This window comes from Cerasibacillus quisquiliarum, assembly GCF_014202495.1.
GTDB classification, from domain to species: domain Bacteria; phylum Bacillota; class Bacilli; order Bacillales; family Amphibacillaceae; genus Cerasibacillus; species Cerasibacillus quisquiliarum.
This window is the reverse complement of record NZ_JACHHA010000009.1, coordinates 40,338-60,202: the sequence shown is the minus strand read 5'-3', so window position 1 is coordinate 60,202 and position 19,865 is coordinate 40,338. Positions and strand designations below refer to the sequence as shown.

Below are 19,865 nucleotides of genomic sequence, written 5' to 3'. Positions count from 1 at the left end.
CAAAGAAGAACGAAAATAGGATAGAAAATCCAAGCAGAGTTATATCGCTTTGGAAAGATAATTCGCTTTTAAGAAAAAAGCTGGTGAATCGTCACAGAACACATGACGAAATCACACCAGCTTTTTTTCTTGGTGAATTTTTACTGTTGTCAAAAAGTCCCAAGATGACACTATAACTCACGTATACTTTATTCGTCAAAATTGTCATAAGAGTATTTTATTGTATAGAAAGCACACGTCTAACACCTTTGATCACTTCATTTAATACAACTGGAAGCACAGATAAACCGAGAATAAATAACCAATCATCCCATGTTAATGGAATGACATGGAACCAATCATTAAAAGCAGGGATATAAACGATGGCAACCTGAATCAATATACCTAGTAGAAATGAACCGATTAATAAACGGTTTTTAAACAGTCCGACTTGAAACAATGATTTCCTTTCACTTCTTAGATTAAATGCATGAAACAGTTGTGAAATACTTAGTGTCATGAATGCCATTGTCTGTGCATGAATTAATGCTTCACTCGGAATATGTTTTAAATCTAATGTCCATAGAGCACTAGCTCCTGTATACACCTTTAATCCTTCCATAAAAGCGAATAAAGTTAATATACCAATAAGTAAACCATTTCCTACACTAAATGCGATATTTTCACCGGTAAAGATTTTCTCTGTTGCTGGACGTGGCTTTTCTTTCATAACATCCGGATCATCAGGGTCCACACCGAGTGATATTGCTGGCATCGTATCCGTAATTAAATTCACCCATAAAATATGAATCGCTGTCAGTGGTGCTGGCCAACCGAGTAATATGCCAATAAATAAAGCAGCTAATTCACCTAAATTACACGATAATAAAAAGAGAATGGATTTTTTTATGTTTTTATAAATATTACGCCCACGTTCAACAGCATGTGTTATCGTAGCAAAGTTATCATCTGTTAAAACAACATCTGATGCCCCTTTTGCGACATCTGTACCTGTAATCCCCATAGCAACCCCGACATCAGCTTCTTGTAATGACGGAGCATCATTCACACCATCACCAGTCATCGCTACGATATGTCCCCGGCTTTTCAATGCTTTCACAATTCTTACCTTATGTTCAGGGGAAACTCTTGCAAACACACGAATTGTTCCGACTTTTTCCGCTAATTTTTGATCACTTATCTCATTTAATTCGATCCCTGTCATCGTTTGATCCTCGTGATCAGCAATACGGAGATCTTTCGCTATAGCAAGTGCTGTTTTTTGGTGATCTCCAGTAATCATGATGACAGCAATGCCAGCTTCATGACATTCAGCAATAGCTGGTTTCACTTCTTCGCGAGGTGGATCAATCATGCCTGTTAAGCCTAAAAATACTAAATCTGTTTCATATTCTTCTTGATCTATTTGCCCTGTCACCTGCTTATAGGCTATACCTAAGACTCGAAGGGCATTTTCTGACATTTGATCAACTTGTTTTTCTATCGCTAATTTATCTTCTGTTGTAATCGGACGTGTTGTACCATTTATTTCTATTTTAGCTAGCTTTGGAAGTAAGCGCTCAACCGCCCCTTTAACATAAACAATGTGATGTTCTCCTAATTGATGAAGTGTTGACATCATTTTACGCTCTGAATCAAAGGCTCTTTCATTAAGGCGTGGATAATCATTTTCGAGCTGTTCTTTCGCTAACCCAAATTTAGTTGCTACTTCGACAAGAGCGATTTCTGTTGGGTCACCCGTATCAAGCGTTGCATCATTACATAAACTTAGTGCATGAGCGAACCGCTCGACTGTTTCGTTCTCAATAGAGGTATCTTCTAAACGGTCATACGCACCATTTATATACACATGTGTAACTTTCATTTTATTTTGCGTTAATGTTCCTGTCTTATCTGAGCAAATGACACTAACAGATCCAAGTGTTTCAACGGCTGGCAACTGCCGAATCACAGCATGTTGCTTAATCATTCGCTGAACACCTAGAGCTAACACAATCGTAACAATCGCTGGTAAACCTTCTGGAATAGCTGCTACAGCTAAACTAACAGCTATTAAGAACATATCTAATATTTCTCGACCTTGTAAAAAACCGATCAGAAATATGATGGCTGAAATCGCTAATGCTCCTACACCTAAAATCTTCCCTACTTCATCTAATTTCTTCTGTAGCGGCGTCATTTCTTTTTCTTTATTAGCGAGCATTTTGGCAATTTTGCCAATCTCCGTATCCATTCCCGTCTTTATGACAACGCCTGTACCACGGCCGTATGTTACTAATGTAGACATAAACGCTTTATTTTTTTGATCACCTAATGGAACATCTTTTTCAATACTTTTCCAATGCGCATCTTTTTCAACCGCTATAGACTCTCCTGTTAATGAAGATTCTTCTATCTTTAAGTTCGCCGTCTCTACTAAATGAAGATCAGCAGGCACAAGTCGTCCAGCATCTAAAATAACGACATCACCGACTACAACTTCCTCAGATGAAATTTCTTGAACAATACCATCACGTTTAACAATGGCATGTGGTGTTGAAAGTTTCTTTAATTCTTCTAAAGCCTTTTCTGCCTTTGCCTCCTGAGTGACACCAATAACCGCATTTAACACAACGACGAGCAAAATGATAACCGTGTCTGCTATCTCACCTACAAAAGCCGAAATGAAAGCGGCAATGATTAAAATATAAATGAGCATACTGTTCATCTGACGCCATAATAACGTCAGAATGGATTCTTTCTCTTGTTCATCAAATCGGTTTGGACCATTTTTTATGAACCGTCTCTTCGCTTCTTCAGTTGACAATCCAGTTTCTAAATGGTTCCATTCATTCGTTTCCACGAGAACATCCACCTACTTTTTATCGTAAATTCATGACATCTTCCTACTTCTATTTTAACAGGAATCCCCATATATTGACAAAACGAACCCATTCGTTAAGATGAAAGAAATACCATTTGAGGTGATCCTGATGAATATCTTAGTTGATGCAGATGCTTGTCCAGTCGTTGACACCATTGTAGAGACTGCCAAAACATGTGATACGCCTGTTATTCTCGTAAAAAGCCATGACCATTATTCAAAGGACATTTTCCCTTCTCATGTGAAAACCATTTATGTTGACCCTGGTTTTGATGCGAGTGATTATAAAATCATTAAATTAGCAGATGCCAATGATATTGTCGTCACCCAAGACTATGGTTTAGCAGCGCTTCTACTGACCAAAAAATGCCATGTCATCCATCATAATGGTTTTTTGTTTACTGAAGATAATATCGACCGTTTTTTATTAACGCGTCATCTTAGTGCACAAATGAGAAGAGCGGGACAACGGACAAAAGGCCCTAAGCCGTATACGAATGAAAATCGTAACAAATTCAAAGCCTTGTTATTTAAAATCATCTGTTCGCAAAAATAATAAGGCTGGGACAAAACCTAGCTAAATAGGAAAAGACGTTCAGATAGTGATGAAATTGGAATTTATTGAAATATTCATTTAAAACGATGTGTCCTTTCACTAAAGAAAGTTGCTATTCCCAGACACAGCTTCAACCTCTGTAGTTTCTCTGTCTAGTCGCTACAAGAGTTTCTACATGTGATTTGTTTTCACAGGAATGAATTGTCTTTTATTTTCTAATCGAATCCATTTATTCATCATTTACAGCTGTTATGTCCCAACCACTTTTTAATTTAGCTTCTTTTTAACAACACGGAAATGATTTTGTAAGACGGGCCAATTTTGAGGAAATGGTTGACCAAGAACCCAATAACTAATGCCACGCAACTTATAATCCTTAACTACCCTGTATTTCGCTTGCACGCTCCGCGCATCTTCAAACCACACCTCATGCCTTTGACCTGTATCATCAACATAACGAAAAAATGGAGCCTCATATGTTTCATTGTATTGGATATTCACTTTATGTTCTTCTGCCAATTGCAATGCCCCTTGTGGACTGATTGTTCGAGCAAAAGTCCCTTCTTGCCAAGGGATTTTCCAATCCCTCCCATATAATGGTGTTCCTAAAAGGATTTTCTCAGGTGGAATATCTGTTACGGCGTAATCTAATACATCTTTCACCTTATTAATTGGTGCAATCGCCCATGGTGGTCCTCCTGCCCACCCCCATTCATAAGTCATCAAGACAACAAAATCAACTATATCACCATGTGCTTTATAATCATGTGCTTCATAAAGGAGGCCTGGCTGATCAGCCCTTTCTTTAGGGGCTAAAGCAGTTGAAACTAAATAATTCTCCGGATGGAGGCGAGCGACAACTCTTCTCAGAAATGCATTATAATTTTCCCTATCCTGTGGGTACACATATTCGAAATCAATATTCACTCCTTGATAACCTTTTTCACGCATCGTTTGTAAAATATTCGTAATCAATGTTTCTTGTAATGTTGGATTTCTAAGAATGCTTGCCGCTAAATCGGAATCGAAGCGGGAATTTCTAAAGTTTGTAATGACTAATAAGGGGAGTGTATTTGTTTCTTCTGCTGCTTCTAATAATAAAGTGTCTTGCATAGTATCTAGTGTACCGTTTGCTTGAACAGCGTACATAAATGGAGATAAATATGTGAAATGTCTCCCTAATACGAGCACCTCCTCTTTTCCTCCGTCTGTTGTATCAGTACTATAGGCATTTACCTCAGTTGTTGGTCGATCATCAAGTGGAATGGTTAAGATTTCTCCGACTGCTACTTTTGAAGGATTATCCATTTGATTTGCTGCAACAATCTGTTCTACCGATACACCATAACGCTTTGCAATAGCCCAAACTGTCTCACCACTTCTTACCGTATGACGGACTTGTGGAATAACGAGTAAATCACCTACAAAAATAAGATCTGAATTCGTGATATTGTTCGCCTCACGTAATTGTTGTACCGTTATGCCATATTTTGTCGCAATAATAGATAAACTGTCTCCAGGCTTCACAACGTATTCCCTATTCATCTGAGGTATAACGAGTGTTTGCCCAACAACTAAAACATCCGGATCATCAATGTCATTGACAAGAACAATATCGTCTAGACTAACACCATATCGTTGTGCAAGTGCCGATAATGTATCACCACGGTTTACGACGTGAATTTGCATCATTCATTCCTCCAAATTTATTCTCTCCCACCTATGATATTCACCTATTGTTCGTCCACGTGACAATCATTTTAAGTCTGTCATCTACTGTTCATACTGCGTTCATATTCCATTCATTTTGTATTCATAATGTCATTTTAATATGTACATAACGATTGAATGTAGGAGATGGTGTTATCCATAAAACATTAGATGATATTTCTAATGAAATAAAGGCGATGGATTTTAAAAACATCCAATTTGAAATAACAGGACCTGCAGGCATATCAGCGGATACGATTACACTATTTAAAAATGGTGATTTCGTATTAATGATTGCCACGGTGATTCTTATTTTCTTTATTCTTATTCTCATCTACCGTTCACCGCTTCTTGCGATTACACCACTCATTATAGCGGGAATCGTTTATATCGTTGTGGATGGGATACTAGGACTATCAGGTCAGTACGAACTCTTTGTCATAGATGGACAAGCTACTTCGATTATGCTCGTTCTACTGTTCGCGGTAGTAACTGATTATAGCTTATTTATTTTCTCTAGATATCGCGAAGAATTACAAAAGCACACATCAAAATATACAGCAATGTCCGAAGCGATGTATCACGTTTCAGAACCAATCTTCTTTAGCGGTGGTACGATTCTATTAGCGATGTTAGCTTTGTTTGCAACTATTTTTGAGCCATATCATCATTTTGCGCCTGTATTTTCAATTGCTGTTTTCATCATAGCTATTGCTGGATTAACGTTAATCCCAAGTATCTTTGCTATTATGGGACGCCGTGCATTTTGGCCATTTATACCAGCAATAAACAAACAAAAAAAGAAGAAAAAAACATTTTGGCATACTGTCGGACAGTTTGTTAAGAAACACCCGGCAACAATCGCCGTTTCATTACTTGTCGTATTATTTATCGGTGCAAGTCAAGTACCAACAATAAATTATTCATACAATTTATTAAAGACATTTCCTGAAGATATGTCATCACGTAAAGGATTTGAACTATTAGAAGAGAGATATCCAGCTGGACTTCTAGCACCTGTGACAATGATATTAGAATCTGAAACAGAAATTGAAAAAGATGAATTGTTTCTACAACATATTCAGACATTGACAGAGCAATTAAGCTCTTATGACAATGTAAGTGATGTAACAAACATCACTGATGAAATGGTAACTGTGAAAGAACCACTTCCTACAAATATGTTTTCTGAGACAGATCAGGCGATAAAATTAACACTTACATTAGAAAGTAATCCTTATGATATGGAATCATTAAATGTCATACAAACATTACGAGAAGACTCGGATAAACTATTATCTAAAAGCGGTCTATCTAGTAGCCACTATGCATTACATTTTAGTGGACAAACAGCTGAACAACTTGATATAAAGCAGATGAATCAACGTGATATGATGGTATTATTTCCACTTGTTATTGTGTTGATTACGATTGTACTTGCATTCCAAACACGTAAACTCTCATTATCCATTCTAATGGTTGGTACCATCCTATTATCATATGTTGCTTCTTTAGGTTTTGGTTGGACGATCTTCCATTATTTATTAGATTATGATGCGATTGGATATCGTTTGCCAGTCTACACGTTCGTCTTTATGGTTGCACTTGGCATAGACTACAATATTATGCTTGTATCAAGAGTAAGAGAATTAGCTAAAGAAAAACCGTGGCAAGAAGCAGTTGCATCTGGTGTCGCTATGACAGGTGGCGTCATCTCGTCAGCGGGATTAATCTTGGCGGCAACTTTTGCAGTCTTAATGACTCAACCTTTGGAAGAACTCTTCTTATTCGGCTTTACGATGGCATTTGGTATTTTGCTAGACACCTTTGTTATTCGTGGATTTCTCTTACCGGCTATTTTAATTTGGACCCGTAGAAACAAAACTCAACAACATAAACACGCTTAACATTTGATAAAGGTGCACTTTTATATTAAAGTGTACCTTTTCTTTAAACATGACTTTTATCATCTTTCTAGTAAAATATAATAGACGATAACTTATATAAATGAGGGAAAAAGATGGATAAGCGAAATCTTAGTTTAAAACCTTTCTTTTCATTAATTCTATCTACAAATATTCCAAAAGCGATGCTAATTGGCGGATTAATCGGGAGTATGATCACAACATTAACCGGCCTTATTATCCCCTTATTAACGAAAAACTTAATTGACAATTTCTCAATGGAGATGCTCAGTGTTCATATCATTATCGCGATTAGTGCCGTCTTTATTATTCAAGCATTGATTAATGGTATATCCATGTACTTATTAGCTGCTGTCGGACAGAAAATTGTCGCTCGCCTTAGGGAAAAAATGTGGAATAAGTTGATTCGACTCCCTGTTAAATACTTTGATACGACATCAAGTGGAAAGACAGTGAGCCGTGTCGTCAATGACACAGGTGTCGTTAAAGATTTAATCTCTGATCAATTCCCTCAGTTTATTTCAGGGATTATTTCAATTATTGGGGCCATTATTATTTTGTTTATCTTAGATTGGAAAATGACACTCATCATGTTTATTTCTGTCCCATTAATGATTGTGTTAATGATGCCGCTTGGACGTCGTATGGGGAAAATTTCACGCAAAATGCAAGATGAAACAGCAGCTTTTACTGGTGATATCCAACAAACACTTGGAGAAATTCGTTTAATGAAAGCATCAAACGCTGAACAGACCGAAAAGAAAAAAGGACGTCAAGGCATTGAACGATTATTAAAACTTGGATTAAGAGAGGCGAAGGTTTATGCTTTAATTGGTCCACTGATGTATTTAATTATGATGGTTGTTATCGTGACCATTATTTCTTATGGTGGCATGCGGGTTGCTAGCCAAACAATGACAACTGGAGAGCTCATTGCCTTTTTATTATATTTATTTCAAATCATTATGCCGATGACATCTTTTGCCATGTTCTTTACTCATCTACAAAAGGCTAAAGGAGCAACAGAACGCATTATTGAAATCTTAGACTTTCCTCTTGAGAATGGTCAACACGGACTTGATGTTGATTTAGGTCATAAGACGCTTTACGTTAAAAATGTATCGTTTGCATATAAAAAGGAAGAACCCGTATTACAGGACATATCTTTTAAAGCTCAGCCAGGAGAGATGATTGCTTTTGCTGGTCCAAGTGGCAGTGGAAAAACGACGATGTTCGCACTACTCGAACGCTTCTATGAGCCAGATTCGGGTGATATTTTTATCGGGGACATATCAATTAAAGACATTTCTTTATTATCGTGGCGTAGTCAAATTGGTTATGTGTCTCAAGATAGCCCCATGATGGCAGGAACTATTCGAGAAAACTTATGCTATGGTTTAGAAGATCAATCTATTTCTGATGAAATACTATGGAAAGTGACGAAAATGGCCTATGCCGATGAATTTATTCAATCATTTCCAGATGGCTTAGACACAGAAGTTGGTGAACGTGGTGTTAAGCTATCAGGTGGACAAAGACAACGCATCGCCATAGCTCGTGCTTTCTTAAGAGATCCAAAAATTTTAATGATGGATGAAGCGACAGCTAGTCTTGATAGTCAATCAGAAGGCATTGTCCAACAAGCTTTGTCACGCTTAATGGAAGGTCGTACAACATTTGTGATCGCTCACCGTTTATCAACCATTGTCGATGCGGATCAAATTATCTTTATTGACCAAGGTAAAATCACTGGTATTGGAACACACCATGAACTTTTGGAAACCCATCCATTATATCGAGAGTTTGCTGAACAGCAGTTAACATAATCTTTAGGACTCCCCAGAATTTCCATAAACCAAACTAAATAGAGAGACAAGTACTTGTTTCTCTGCTTAGTTGATTTATTAAAGGATGCAAGAATCATTTTGGTGTTTATTAATTGCAAGTGTGGAGTGAGAATTCAAGTTATAGCACATTGAAGATTCAATGTGAGACCAGTATTGGGAAAATGACTGAGTTACTAAACATTGAATGTCCTTTGAGAGAAATACAAGTAAGTGGAACGCAAAAAAGAGCGCCTATATGACGCCCAAACGGTGAATTATTTAAGTATTTTCGTTATTTACCAATCCTTCCATCATTTTGAGAACCTTTTTAGCACGCTGTTATGACCATAAATGTGGCCATAGATGCCATGGATACACATTTGGTGGTGTCGATGTAAATTTGCGCGTATCTTTTTTTGTTGGATGTTGGAAGGCTATCGCCGAAGACCATAAAGCAATTTGTTCCCCTGGTTGATTGACATGCTGACCATATTTCTGATCGCCGTATAATGGACAACCAATATTTGCAAATTGCACACGAATTTGATGTGACCGTCCCGTATGAAGCTGAATTTGAACGAGACTTAAGTCATTTTTTGTACCTATTACACGGTAATCCAATACCGCTTTCTTCGCCTCTTTATGATTTGATTGCGTGACATAGACGATATTTTTCTGGCGATTTTTTACTAAATAGTCAGTTAATCTACCTTCTGCTTTAGCAGGTCTTCCACGAACAATCGCCAAATAGCTTTTTTCAAATACGCGTCTTCGTACCATATCTGATAGACGTGATGCAGCTTTAGATGTTTTGGCAAAGACCATGACCCCACCGACTGGTCGGTCCAAACGGTGCACTAGTCCTAGATAAACATTCCCTGGCTTTTGATAACGAATCTTGATATCTTGTTTTAATAAAGATAGCAAATCTTTATCTTGAGACCGGTCTTCTTGAACAGGTATATTAACTGGTTTCTCAACGACTAATAAATGATTATCTTCATATATGATTGGTATATCCATAAAACTAAAACTCCTTATTCATGATATACACATCATAACATACCTTGTCAACTTGATTTTCTTTTGGCATAAATATCCTTGACGAAAGCCTCTTTATGATTGGTATATTGAGTGATACCTGTTGAAGATTGCGCCGTATAGTCGCATTTTAATTTTTCATAAGCTGCTTTTACATGAGGATGTTGATTCAAATAATCTCTAAAGAAAATCAGGTCTTCCCATAATTCTCCTTTATAATTGGTCAAATGAATAAAATGTGTCTTCACTTCGTACGTATCATCTGTGAACTTAGCTAAAACGATTTCCTCTGGGCGTTCTACACGTAATCGCAAAAAGCCAATGTTCCGAAAAGCAGTGAACAATTCTTCTGTCACTCGTCTAAAATCATCTACCCCGACAACGATATCAATAATTGGTTTAGCTTTTATACCAACGATTGATGTACTGCCAATATGTTCGATTCGATTGGCACCCAAACCCGTTTCAGACAAAATTTCTTCTTTTACTCTTGCGAATTCCGCCCGCCACTCTGGAAGATACTGAACAAGTCGTACTTCATCACGTTTTAAACCAAGCTTCATCTCATCAGCTCCCCTTAATCGATGTACAGACTATCATAGCACCGTCCAAAATAAAGAAACAGTCTATTATTTATGTGAATATTGTGATATAATAGATATAAGAAAAAGGCGGATATTCGCCTTATTTTTATGATTTTATATAAACAGGAACCCATTTTCTTACGCTATTAATGAGCCACATACGACTACAACGCTCAAGATCTTCTTTATGAATGACTTTTTCTTTAATTTCCTTTTCCTTTAATAATGAAGAGCGAAATGTGCCTGGTAATAATCCACATTCAACAGGCGGCGTATATCGTACACCACCCCATTCTACGACCAGATTTCCATTCGTAAATTCCGTTAGTTCACCCGCTTCATTCCAAAGTAATGTATCATACACTCCACTTACTTGATGTTCTTCATAAACTGCTCGATTCGTCGTTTTATGATATAGGAAAATATTATCTTTATGAATCGGTGAAGACGCAACAGCAATTTGCTTGCTTTCTTCTATATCTTTAATCTGCTGTCCTTCAACATGAATATCACCCGTTTGTGAAACGAGTAATCGAACTTTTTGAATGCCCATCGGATGCTTTTTCGCATATGTAGACAAGGCTTTTTTAACATCATCTATCTCAAATTTAAAGTGGAAATATGCACTCGATTGTTGAATCCTTTCAAGATGCTCTCTTAAAAGAAAATACGTACCATTTTCTAAACGGAGGCTCTCTAACAGTTGGAATGTAGTTTGACTCCGAGTTAAAACAGCTGCTTTCGTTACAATTTCATCATATTCGTCATCAGCTGTAGAATTAATCGTAATGCCACCACCTACACCGTATTTTGCGATTCCGGTATCTTTATCTATAACAACCGTTCGAATCGGCACATTAAAGATGGCTTCACCGTCTGGTGTCATATAACCAATCGCACCACTATATACACCACGCGGACTATCTTCTATTTCAGAAATAATCGCCATCGTTCTCTCTTTCGGATCCCCTGTCATTGAAGCAGGAGGAAATAATGCTTTAAATACATCAGTCATTGATTTATCTGCTCGTAATTTAGCCGTTACGGTTGATGTCATTTGAAAAACAGTCGGATATTTCTCTATATCATATAAACTAGTTATCTCAACTGTGCCAGGATTACTGATAGATTTTAAATCTTTACAGAGAAGGTCAACAATCATTTTATTCTCTAGTTTGTTTTTATCGGATTGCTTTAAAGCTTCCAGCTGATATCGATCTTCCTCTCGTGACTTTCCTCTCCTTGCTGTTCCCGCCATCGGTCGAGTCATAATGGTGCCATTTTTAACACGGAAAAACATTTCAGGTGAAGCAGATAATATCTGTTGCTCTTCTGTTTCGATAAAACAAGTATAATGAGCTGATTGTGCCTTCGTTAATTCACGATAAAAAGCAAGAGCATTCCCTTGAAACGGCGCACGCATGCGCACCGTATAATTCACCTGATTTGTTTCACCCGCAGCTATAGAGCGCTGAATATGCATAAATTTTTTAGCATAATCGTCACGTGTCAAATCAATTTCCCATTGACTACAAGAATATGGTTGTGTCGAGTCCTCTACTTCATTCATCTGTTCCTTTTTTTCGAACACACCGAACCAAACGAATGGCTTATGATTCGTCGCTTCAACAACTTTGTACTGTTTATTGAAAGCTGGCGCTGCTTCATACGAAACATAACCTGCCGCATAATAACCTGCTTTAAGTGCAGCCTCTACTTGCCTCATAGCTAAAAGCACATCTTCTAATTGTTCCGCTATAATCACTTGTTTCGGATGTTCGAATAAAATTGGTTCAACGGTATGTTGTTTCATAAATTCAAAGTAAGCAAACGGTTCTCGCTTGTTCTTTGTCATCGGACCACCTTCTACTTATGTATTTTAAATGAGCTACAAAAAACGTACCACATCTCATAAGCATTGTCGATAACAGAAATAAAAAAACTGGTCGATATGACCAGTTTTCTTAATTGGACGTTGTTTGTGCAGAAGGCGCAGATACACGCGCAATGACTCCCGTAATAACTAATACAGTTAATGCTGGAACGAGCCATCCTAGTCCATCACTATAAAGAGGTAAGATGCTTTTATAAAAGTTAAGAATTGGTTTCATCCAAGCAAATGGCTCCATGTCTAACTGAACACATAATGCTGACAATCCATCAAAAATACTGATTAAAAACGTAACCGCAATCGTTGAAACATATACATAGCGAGCGTGATGAAATAACGGTGATGCAAATGCTAAAATCATAATAACAATTGCTAACGGATATAAGAACATTAAAACTGGAATTGAATATTTAATAATATTCGCTAAACCAAAATTAGCAATGACAAAAGATAGCGTCGTAAAGAAAGTAACGAATACTTTATAACTAATTTTCGGAATTAAACGATTAAAATATTCTCCTACTGCCGTCATTAATCCGATGCTTGTCGTTAAACAAGCTAATGTAATTAGTGCAGCTAATAGAAGCATCCCTGTTTTACCGAAATAATAAGATGCACCATTACTTAGAACAGCACCACCTGTATCAAATAAACCGAATTCACCTGTACTTGTTGCACCTAGGTAGGCAATTCCTGTATAAATAACCCCTAAAAGAATAATCGCAAATAAACCAGACTTAGCTGTTGCAGCTAATATCCCACGTGTTGATGTAACACCCATTCTTCTTACTGCATCAATAATGATAATCGCAAACACAAGAGAAGCAAGTGCATCCATCGTATTATATCCTTCTTTAAAACCCGTTACGAATGGATTACTAGCATAATCACCTTGTGGCTCACCAAAACCACCAATCGGATTGATCGCTGCCATCGTTAATAAAACCAACAATAAAATAATGAGCGCCGGTGCTAAAACCTTTCCAACTCTCTCAACTAATTTGGCAGGATTTAAAGATAGCCATAATGTGACACCAAAGAAAACTAGTGAGAACAAGAAAAGTCCCAATCGAGCATGCTCCTCACCGATAAATGGCGCAAAACCGATATCATAGGCGACAGCTCCAGTACGAGGTGCAGCGAAAAATGGCCCAATTGTCAAATAAAGCAAAGATGTAAACAAAATGCCATAGACTGGATGTACACGACTTGATAAATCCTGTAAGTCACGACTACTGGAATAGCCAATGGCTAAGACACCTAATAGCGGTAATCCGACACCTGTAATTGCAAATCCAATTACTGCCGGCCACAAATTCACACCGGCGTCCTGACCCAATTCTGCAGGGAAAATTAAGTTACCAGCTCCAAAAAAGAGTGCGAATAATGTTGTACCTAAAGCTAGATAAGAAGAAAACGACAGTTTCGAATCCATTATGAGTCCCCCCAAGATGTGTAATTGTTTTTTAGATCGAAATATTCAGTCTATTTCCTCAAAAGTATGTTTATGACAATTAATATTACTACCTTTTTCGACAAAATACAACGTTTTTGGCATGAAATATTTAATTAATTTAGAAATACTTAAATTTTTGTTATATGTAAAAAATATCCAAGTAGTTAAATAAATTGGTATAACAACATTGTTAAGGCTTACATTTTTCGTTGCGTTTTGTCACAATTTAGACACAAATAATCTTTTAAAAAAAGAGAGCGTTCTAAGACTCGCCTAAATAGATTATAATTAAAAAGTTTAAATAAACATTCGTGAGGAGATTTTCCTCATTCAACTATAAACTTTGAATTCTTAAGCTCCGTTTATCTAATTTTATTTTTGCTGTATATGCTCCTTTATACAACGCATTAGAGACTCAACTTAGACTCTCATGACTTATGAACATCACGAGAGTACTATTTAGAAGACTCAACATGGACTCTCATGACTTATGAACATCACGAGAGTACTATTTGAAGACTCAACTTAGACTCTCATGACTTATGAACATCACGAGAGTACTATTTAGAAGACTCAACTTAGACTCTCATAACTTATGAACATCACGAGAGTACTATTTAGAAGACTCAACTTAGACTCTCATAACTTATGAACATCACGAGAGTACTATTTGAAGACTCAACATGGACTCTCATGACTTATGAACATCACGAGAGTACTATTTAGAAGACTCAACTTAGACTCTCATGACTTATGAACATCACGAGACAGTGTATTAAAGTCCAACTCTAACGATAAAAAGAGGTTGCACATTGAAACGCCAGTGCAACCTCTTGACAATGAGACTCTCATCTATTCTTCATTAACTGTTGGATTTACTTGGTACAGTGAATCTTTTTCTATAATGTAACCGTTGCTTTTTAATTCACGTAAGCGACTGCGAACTTTAAATAAAGGGAGACCCACTTCTTCAGCAATTTTCTCAGTCGAAAGTGCTTTATTCTTAATAACGGCTAGGATTTTTTTATCCGTTCCACTAAGTTGTGTATCATTTACACAAGCCATTGTTATCGCCTCTTCTTATAGTTCTTTTTTACAGAAATACCAATCGACACATTCTAAGCTATCATCATTTACTCTTTCTTCTGCTAACTCTGTTGTTGCAGCTGGTGGTACAATGACTTTATCACCTTTTCTCCAATCAGCTGGTGTAGCGATTTGATGTTCGTCTGTTGCTTGTAATGCTGTAACGAGTCTAATCATTTCATCCATATTCCGTCCAGTTGATAGTGGGTAATAAATAATAGCACGTACAACTTGGTCTGGATCTATGACGAATACAGCACGTGAAGCTTCAGTTGAACTTTCTTCAGGCATAATCATTCCATATTTTTCAGCAACATCTTTGTTTAAATCTGCGATAACAGGGAATTCAATATCGACGCCGAAATTTTCTTTAATATTACGTACCCAAGCAATATGCGAGTGTACACTATCGATACTTAAGCCTAGTAACTCAGTATTCATTTTACGTAATTCTGGATAGATTTTTTGAAAACCGACGAATTCTGTCGTACATACAGGTGTAAAGTCAGCAGGATGAGAGAATAAAATTAACCAGCTTCCTTTATAATCTGATAGTTTAAGTGTGCCATGAGTTGTTAAAGCCTCAAATTGCGGTGCCTTTGAACCGATACGTGGTAATGATCTAACTTCCGTTGTTTCTTCTACTAAATGATTGCGCTCTTCCATTTATAACGCCTCCTAATTAATGATTAATATTAATTGATTGTAACTCTAAGTACATACCCATATCCGTATGCAATCAATTAATATGCTTGCAATACATCATTACCCTATATGGAGACGAAAAAAACATCCCTCTTTTATGTTATCTTTCCTTGCTTTCTCTTGAAGGAACTGACAATCAATACAACAACAGGTAAACATACAGCAAATAATGCTGCATAAAATGGCCAAAGATTTTCTATAATAGCCCAATAGCTCATATTTGGCATGACCATCATTGACAAAGGAATAATAAGTAAAGCAAGGGGTAACACATAAATACGATAATTAGAAGAATTAAACAATTGTTGAATGCCCATGACGGTTGTAAGGAAGAGAATACAAATTTTTATAAAAATAGATACAATCCATATGCTTGCAATAATGACCTCAATGCGTTGAATCACATTCGCAATATTGATTTCTGCTCCTAATAAATAAGGAACGTATATTTTTGCAGATGAATACTCTACACCGAATACAAGAAGAGAAAATGTAACGGCTATGACTATCATAAAACCACCAATAGCGACTCCCAAAAACATTGACTTATCCAACTTCTCTCTTGGCTTCACATAAGAAAATAAAATGAGCAATACAAAGGCTTCTAAAAAAGGAAATCCTATATTAGGTATCGTAGCTCGAATGACAGGTTTCCATCCATCATCTAAGAGAGGGAGTAAATTATTCTTATCACTGTTTTCTAACAATAGTACACAAGATAATAGGAAAAGAAAAATAACAATGGGAACGAGAATCTGCCCTACTCTTGCAATAACCTCAAGCCCTTCTTTAGTGGCATAAGTGACAACAATAACGAGAAGAATTAAAATAACATGTAGCGGAGTTTCTGGTAATAAGTGGATGAAAACAAAGTCACCAAAATCACGAAAAGTCATGACAGTTAAATATAAGTGAAATCCAGTAATTGTTATGAACCCTACAATCTTTCCACCAATTTTTCCAAATGTTGCTTCTAAAATTTGAATAAATGTGTTATTAGGGAACCGTTGATTCATTTTAAAATACAAGCATAAAGGAAGTAAACCAATAGCTAAGGCCAATAACGAAGCAATCCACGCATTTTGCTGGGCATGTTTAATAACAATATGTGGAATAAAAATAATAGCACTTCCTAATGTGTAAAGAAGTGAAACAATAAAAAATTGACTTGAATCAATCTTTTCTGTTCCCAAAGAAATCATCCTTTACTTTCTAAAAATGAATAAACACTTTTCATAACAGGAATTTTATTGTACATCCATTCAACCAGTACAAAATGATCAACATATAACTTATTTTGTTCAATCGTATTAAATATTATAAAAAACAGTACGAGCGTTAAATATACTTTTCTTTCTTTTGCATTTATGTGTCTTATTGTATTTTTATCAATATATAATACGAATACAACAATCAGTAATGTCAAGATGTAAAGCATCTCTTATTATTTTCCCTTCCTTAAACGTTTTAAATAGGAGTCATCAGTCGTACTTGTACCTGTAATACGAACTTTAACATTGATATCGACTTCTAACTGGCTGAATGTTTCTGACCAGTTGTTTTTAAGTTGTTTCCAGATTTGTGGTTTTTTTCGAAAAAACTCACGGCCAAAGCCAAATATATCTACACCGATGTCTTCTTGTACTTTTTTTATGTTGCTCGTGTGCATCTCTTCTAAATATTTAGAAATAATATTCTCTAACTCTCGAATCTTTTGAGGTGTTGTCGTAAATTGTTCACAATCTAACTCATTTATCTTTCCAGTTAATTTAATGTCGATATTCATTTTTGGAGTCACTTGATACTCTGGTTTTAATGTCGCCTTGACATTCGTAGACTCTATCGCTCCATATTGATCTTCATCACAAAGAAACTGACTCACTGCATGTTTAATATTATTCGTCACTGTATTATAAGTATCTGCTTGCGTTTCATTTAACCAACCGACTAATTGATCTCGTTCAAGTACCGCTATATTGCCTGTTGGAAGAGGGGGTTCTGGGACAGGGCCACTCCCTATTTGCTGAACGGGTTCAACATCAGATTTTTTGTATAATAAACTTTGAACGACTGGCTCTATCCCTTCTGCAGATGTATTCGTTAATAATTCTCTAATACCCGTCGCCTTCGTCGGATTATAGTGACGGTTTGAATAGTGTAGTCGATCATATATTTCTTGTGCTGGAGATACAGAAAAAGGGGTGGCCGTTGCCAGTATGTCTTTGGCGGTACTCCCTTTTGCGATAAACACATAGAAGTCCGTACGAAATTCTTGATCACGAACGATTAAGTCCAATGCATCACCGATTCCTGCTTTAGCGAATTCCTCACCAAATACTAATATATATAAATGAGCAACATATATTTTCCTTGATGCAGTCCGAGAAAGTTTGCGAATAGCACCTAAAACCGTTTTATCTCTTTCTTCATGTAAGATAACCGGAGAACGCGTTCCACTAGCTTCTCCACCTTTCTGACCTGAAACTTGTTCAGGGTTAATCACTTGCGCCGTTACAACAAAATCATCGCCATCCTTATCAATCCCAAGACCATATGTGATCGCAATTTCATTTAATTCTCTTCTATTCCAACAGCCCGTTAATAGTAATATAATAAACAATCCGATCAACAAGCGTTTCATACGCAATAACCCCTTATTGACTTACTTTCTACTTTTTTCTAGTGTTTCCCCTTTTGATGAAAAGTATGATTTAATCGTTCTAATAAACGTGTCACGTTGATCGCGTAAGTGAAAAGGAGAAAGCGGAGCCATATATGAGATGCCAAATGATTTCAAACTACAAAGATGAATCGTTAAAGCGAATAAAGCGAGCATCACACCAAAGAAACCAAAACTACCAGCGAAAATCATCATCGGAAAACGGAGAAGTCGAATGGAGTTTGCAATACTATAACTCGGTATTACAAAGCTAGAGATAGCTGTAATAGATACGACAATGACCATTGCTGCTGAGACAATTCCAGCTTCAACAGCTGCTTGCCCAATGACAATAGCACCAACAACTGATACAGCTTGACCAACAGCCCTCGGCATCCGTATGCCAGCTTCTCTTAAGATTTCAAAAGTCACTTCCATCATTACGGCTTCGACAAATGCAGGAAACGGAACGCCTTCTCTTTGTGCAGCTAAATTCGTTAATAACCTTGTCGGAAGCATTTCTTGATGGAAAGTCGTTAAAGCAATATAAATAGACGGGGCTAATAAGGTGATCATGACAGATAATACACGTAAGAAACGAATGGCACTAGCTAAATAAAACCGAGCATAATAATCTTCCGCTGTTTGAAAAAAATGCATAAACACAACAGGGGCTATTAAGACAAAAGGTGTCCCGTTAACTAAAATAATAACTTTACCCTCTAATAGTGAAGCCGCTGTAATATCTGGTCGCTCTGTATTATCTATAGTAGGAAACGGAGAAAATTTGCCATCCTGAATTAATTCTTCTATTTGATTACTTCCACTAATCCCATCGAGTTGAATCTTATCAATTCTCTTCTCCACTTCCTTTACAACATCATCATCCGCAACTCCTTTTAAATAAATAATGCTTATCTCTGTTTGCGTATACTTACCTAAACGTCTCGATTTTATTTGTAAATCTTGACTCCTTATTCGCTTACGAATCAATGCTTTATTTGTATTGATATTTTCAGTAAAACTTTCACGTGGACCTCTGACGACTGTCTGTGCAGAAGGTTGTTCGACTTGTCTTCCTTTCCAATCATCAACAGCTATAGAAAATGCTTGCTTTTGTCCTTCGATAAATAATAGAGCTTTCCCCATTAATAAATCATCAAAAAGCGTCGTAAAATCACTTGAAACTAAAATATCGCCTGTACTAAGGATGGTATCTTTTAAATAATCAATAGGAGACGTACCATCCGCTGGCTGAGAAAATGACTTTAACGGTTTAATAATCTGTTCAGAAATATAGTCTTGATTCGTAATATCTTGAATAAAAACGAGCAAACCTTTATATTTATTATCATTTCCGATACCAACATTGCGAAAAATCATGTCCGATGGCTCGCCAAAATACTTGTTAATCCATTGTTGTACTTCATCTAATGATTGAGGCGATTTTAACGTCACCGGTTTCGATGGTTGTTGTTTCTGTTCAATACGTCTTCTCCTACGAAAAAAACTCACTTCCGCACCACCAATGAAAATATTTGCACCTTAGTTTTTGTATTAGAG

Annotated in this window: 15 protein-coding genes; 3 read left to right on the top strand and 12 right to left on the bottom strand. The window is 36.7% G+C overall.

Features of this window, described 5'->3' with window-relative positions; genetic code table 11:
• Window positions 1–217: 217 nt before the first annotated feature.
• Window positions 218–2,842, bottom strand: a complete 2,625-nt coding sequence (locus tag HNQ35_RS10220) for a cation-translocating P-type ATPase (protein WP_246118083.1) — start codon at window positions 2,840–2,842, stop codon at window positions 218–220.
• Between the two features lie 130 nt (window positions 2,843–2,972).
• On the opposite strand from HNQ35_RS10220, the gene HNQ35_RS10215 reads away from it, so the two are divergent.
• Window positions 2,973–3,419: a YaiI/YqxD family protein gene (locus HNQ35_RS10215; protein ID WP_146938024.1), complete on the top strand. Its 447-nt coding sequence runs from the start codon at window positions 2,973–2,975 to the stop codon at window positions 3,417–3,419.
• 267 nt (window positions 3,420–3,686) lie between these two features.
• On the opposite strand, the gene HNQ35_RS10210 is transcribed toward HNQ35_RS10215, so the two are convergent.
• Window positions 3,687–5,108 carry a LysM peptidoglycan-binding domain-containing protein gene (locus HNQ35_RS10210; RefSeq protein WP_146938074.1) on the bottom strand — a complete coding sequence of 474 codons (1,422 nt, stop codon included), beginning with the start codon at window positions 5,106–5,108 and terminating at the stop codon, window positions 3,687–3,689.
• Window positions 5,109–5,263: 155 nt separating this feature from the next.
• Between HNQ35_RS10210 and HNQ35_RS10205 the strand changes: the two genes are divergently transcribed.
• On the top strand, window positions 5,264–7,036 hold the full coding sequence (locus HNQ35_RS10205; RefSeq protein ID WP_146938026.1) for an MMPL family transporter: 1,773 nt from the start codon (window positions 5,264–5,266) through the stop codon (window positions 7,034–7,036).
• A gap of 113 nt (window positions 7,037–7,149) precedes the next feature.
• Window positions 7,150–8,880 (top strand): ABC transporter ATP-binding protein, encoded by a 1,731-nt coding sequence (locus HNQ35_RS10200; protein ID WP_146938028.1) that lies wholly within the window; start codon window positions 7,150–7,152, stop codon window positions 8,878–8,880.
• 339 nt (window positions 8,881–9,219) lie between these two features.
• On the opposite strand, the gene HNQ35_RS10195 is transcribed toward HNQ35_RS10200, so the two are convergent.
• The 10 genes from HNQ35_RS10195 to HNQ35_RS10150 all read right to left on the bottom strand — a co-directional run bounded on the left by HNQ35_RS10195 (window position 9,220) and on the right by HNQ35_RS10150 (window position 19,817).
• Window positions 9,220–9,903 (bottom strand): RluA family pseudouridine synthase, encoded by a 684-nt coding sequence (locus HNQ35_RS10195; RefSeq protein ID WP_146938030.1) that lies wholly within the window; start codon window positions 9,901–9,903, stop codon window positions 9,220–9,222.
• Window positions 9,904–9,950: 47 nt separating this feature from the next.
• Window positions 9,951–10,484 (bottom strand): GrpB family protein, encoded by a 534-nt coding sequence (locus HNQ35_RS10190; protein ID WP_146938032.1) that lies wholly within the window; start codon window positions 10,482–10,484, stop codon window positions 9,951–9,953.
• Window positions 10,485–10,611: 127 nt separating this feature from the next.
• Window positions 10,612–12,360, bottom strand: coding sequence for an aminodeoxychorismate synthase component I (gene pabB / locus HNQ35_RS10185; protein ID WP_146938034.1), 1,749 nt, complete (start codon window positions 12,358–12,360; stop codon window positions 10,612–10,614).
• Between the two features lie 109 nt (window positions 12,361–12,469).
• The gene (brnQ, locus tag HNQ35_RS10180) at window positions 12,470–13,831 is read right to left on the bottom strand and encodes a branched-chain amino acid transport system II carrier protein (protein WP_146938036.1); all 1,362 of its coding nucleotides are present in this window, start codon (window positions 13,829–13,831) and stop codon (window positions 12,470–12,472) included.
• An 873-nt stretch (window positions 13,832–14,704) separates the two neighbouring features.
• Window positions 14,705–14,917: a winged helix-turn-helix domain-containing protein gene (locus tag HNQ35_RS10175; RefSeq protein WP_146938039.1), complete on the bottom strand. Its 213-nt coding sequence runs from the start codon at window positions 14,915–14,917 to the stop codon at window positions 14,705–14,707.
• A gap of 15 nt (window positions 14,918–14,932) precedes the next feature.
• Complete coding sequence (locus tag HNQ35_RS10170; RefSeq protein WP_146938041.1) at window positions 14,933–15,604, bottom strand: peroxiredoxin; 672 nt, start codon at window positions 15,602–15,604, stop codon at window positions 14,933–14,935.
• A 134-nt stretch (window positions 15,605–15,738) separates the two neighbouring features.
• Window positions 15,739–16,836 (bottom strand): GerAB/ArcD/ProY family transporter, encoded by a 1,098-nt coding sequence (locus HNQ35_RS10165; protein WP_170226679.1) that lies wholly within the window; start codon window positions 16,834–16,836, stop codon window positions 15,739–15,741.
• 5 nt (window positions 16,837–16,841) lie between these two features.
• Complete coding sequence (locus tag HNQ35_RS10160) at window positions 16,842–17,069, bottom strand: hypothetical protein (RefSeq protein WP_183330150.1); 228 nt, start codon at window positions 17,067–17,069, stop codon at window positions 16,842–16,844.
• Window positions 17,070–17,087: 18 nt separating this feature from the next.
• Window positions 17,088–18,284 (bottom strand): Ger(x)C family spore germination protein, encoded by a 1,197-nt coding sequence (locus tag HNQ35_RS10155; protein ID WP_146938045.1) that lies wholly within the window; start codon window positions 18,282–18,284, stop codon window positions 17,088–17,090.
• Between the two features lie 21 nt (window positions 18,285–18,305).
• Window positions 18,306–19,817 (bottom strand): spore germination protein, encoded by a 1,512-nt coding sequence (locus HNQ35_RS10150; RefSeq protein ID WP_146938046.1) that lies wholly within the window; start codon window positions 19,815–19,817, stop codon window positions 18,306–18,308.
• Between the last annotated feature and the right edge of the window lie 48 nt (window positions 19,818–19,865).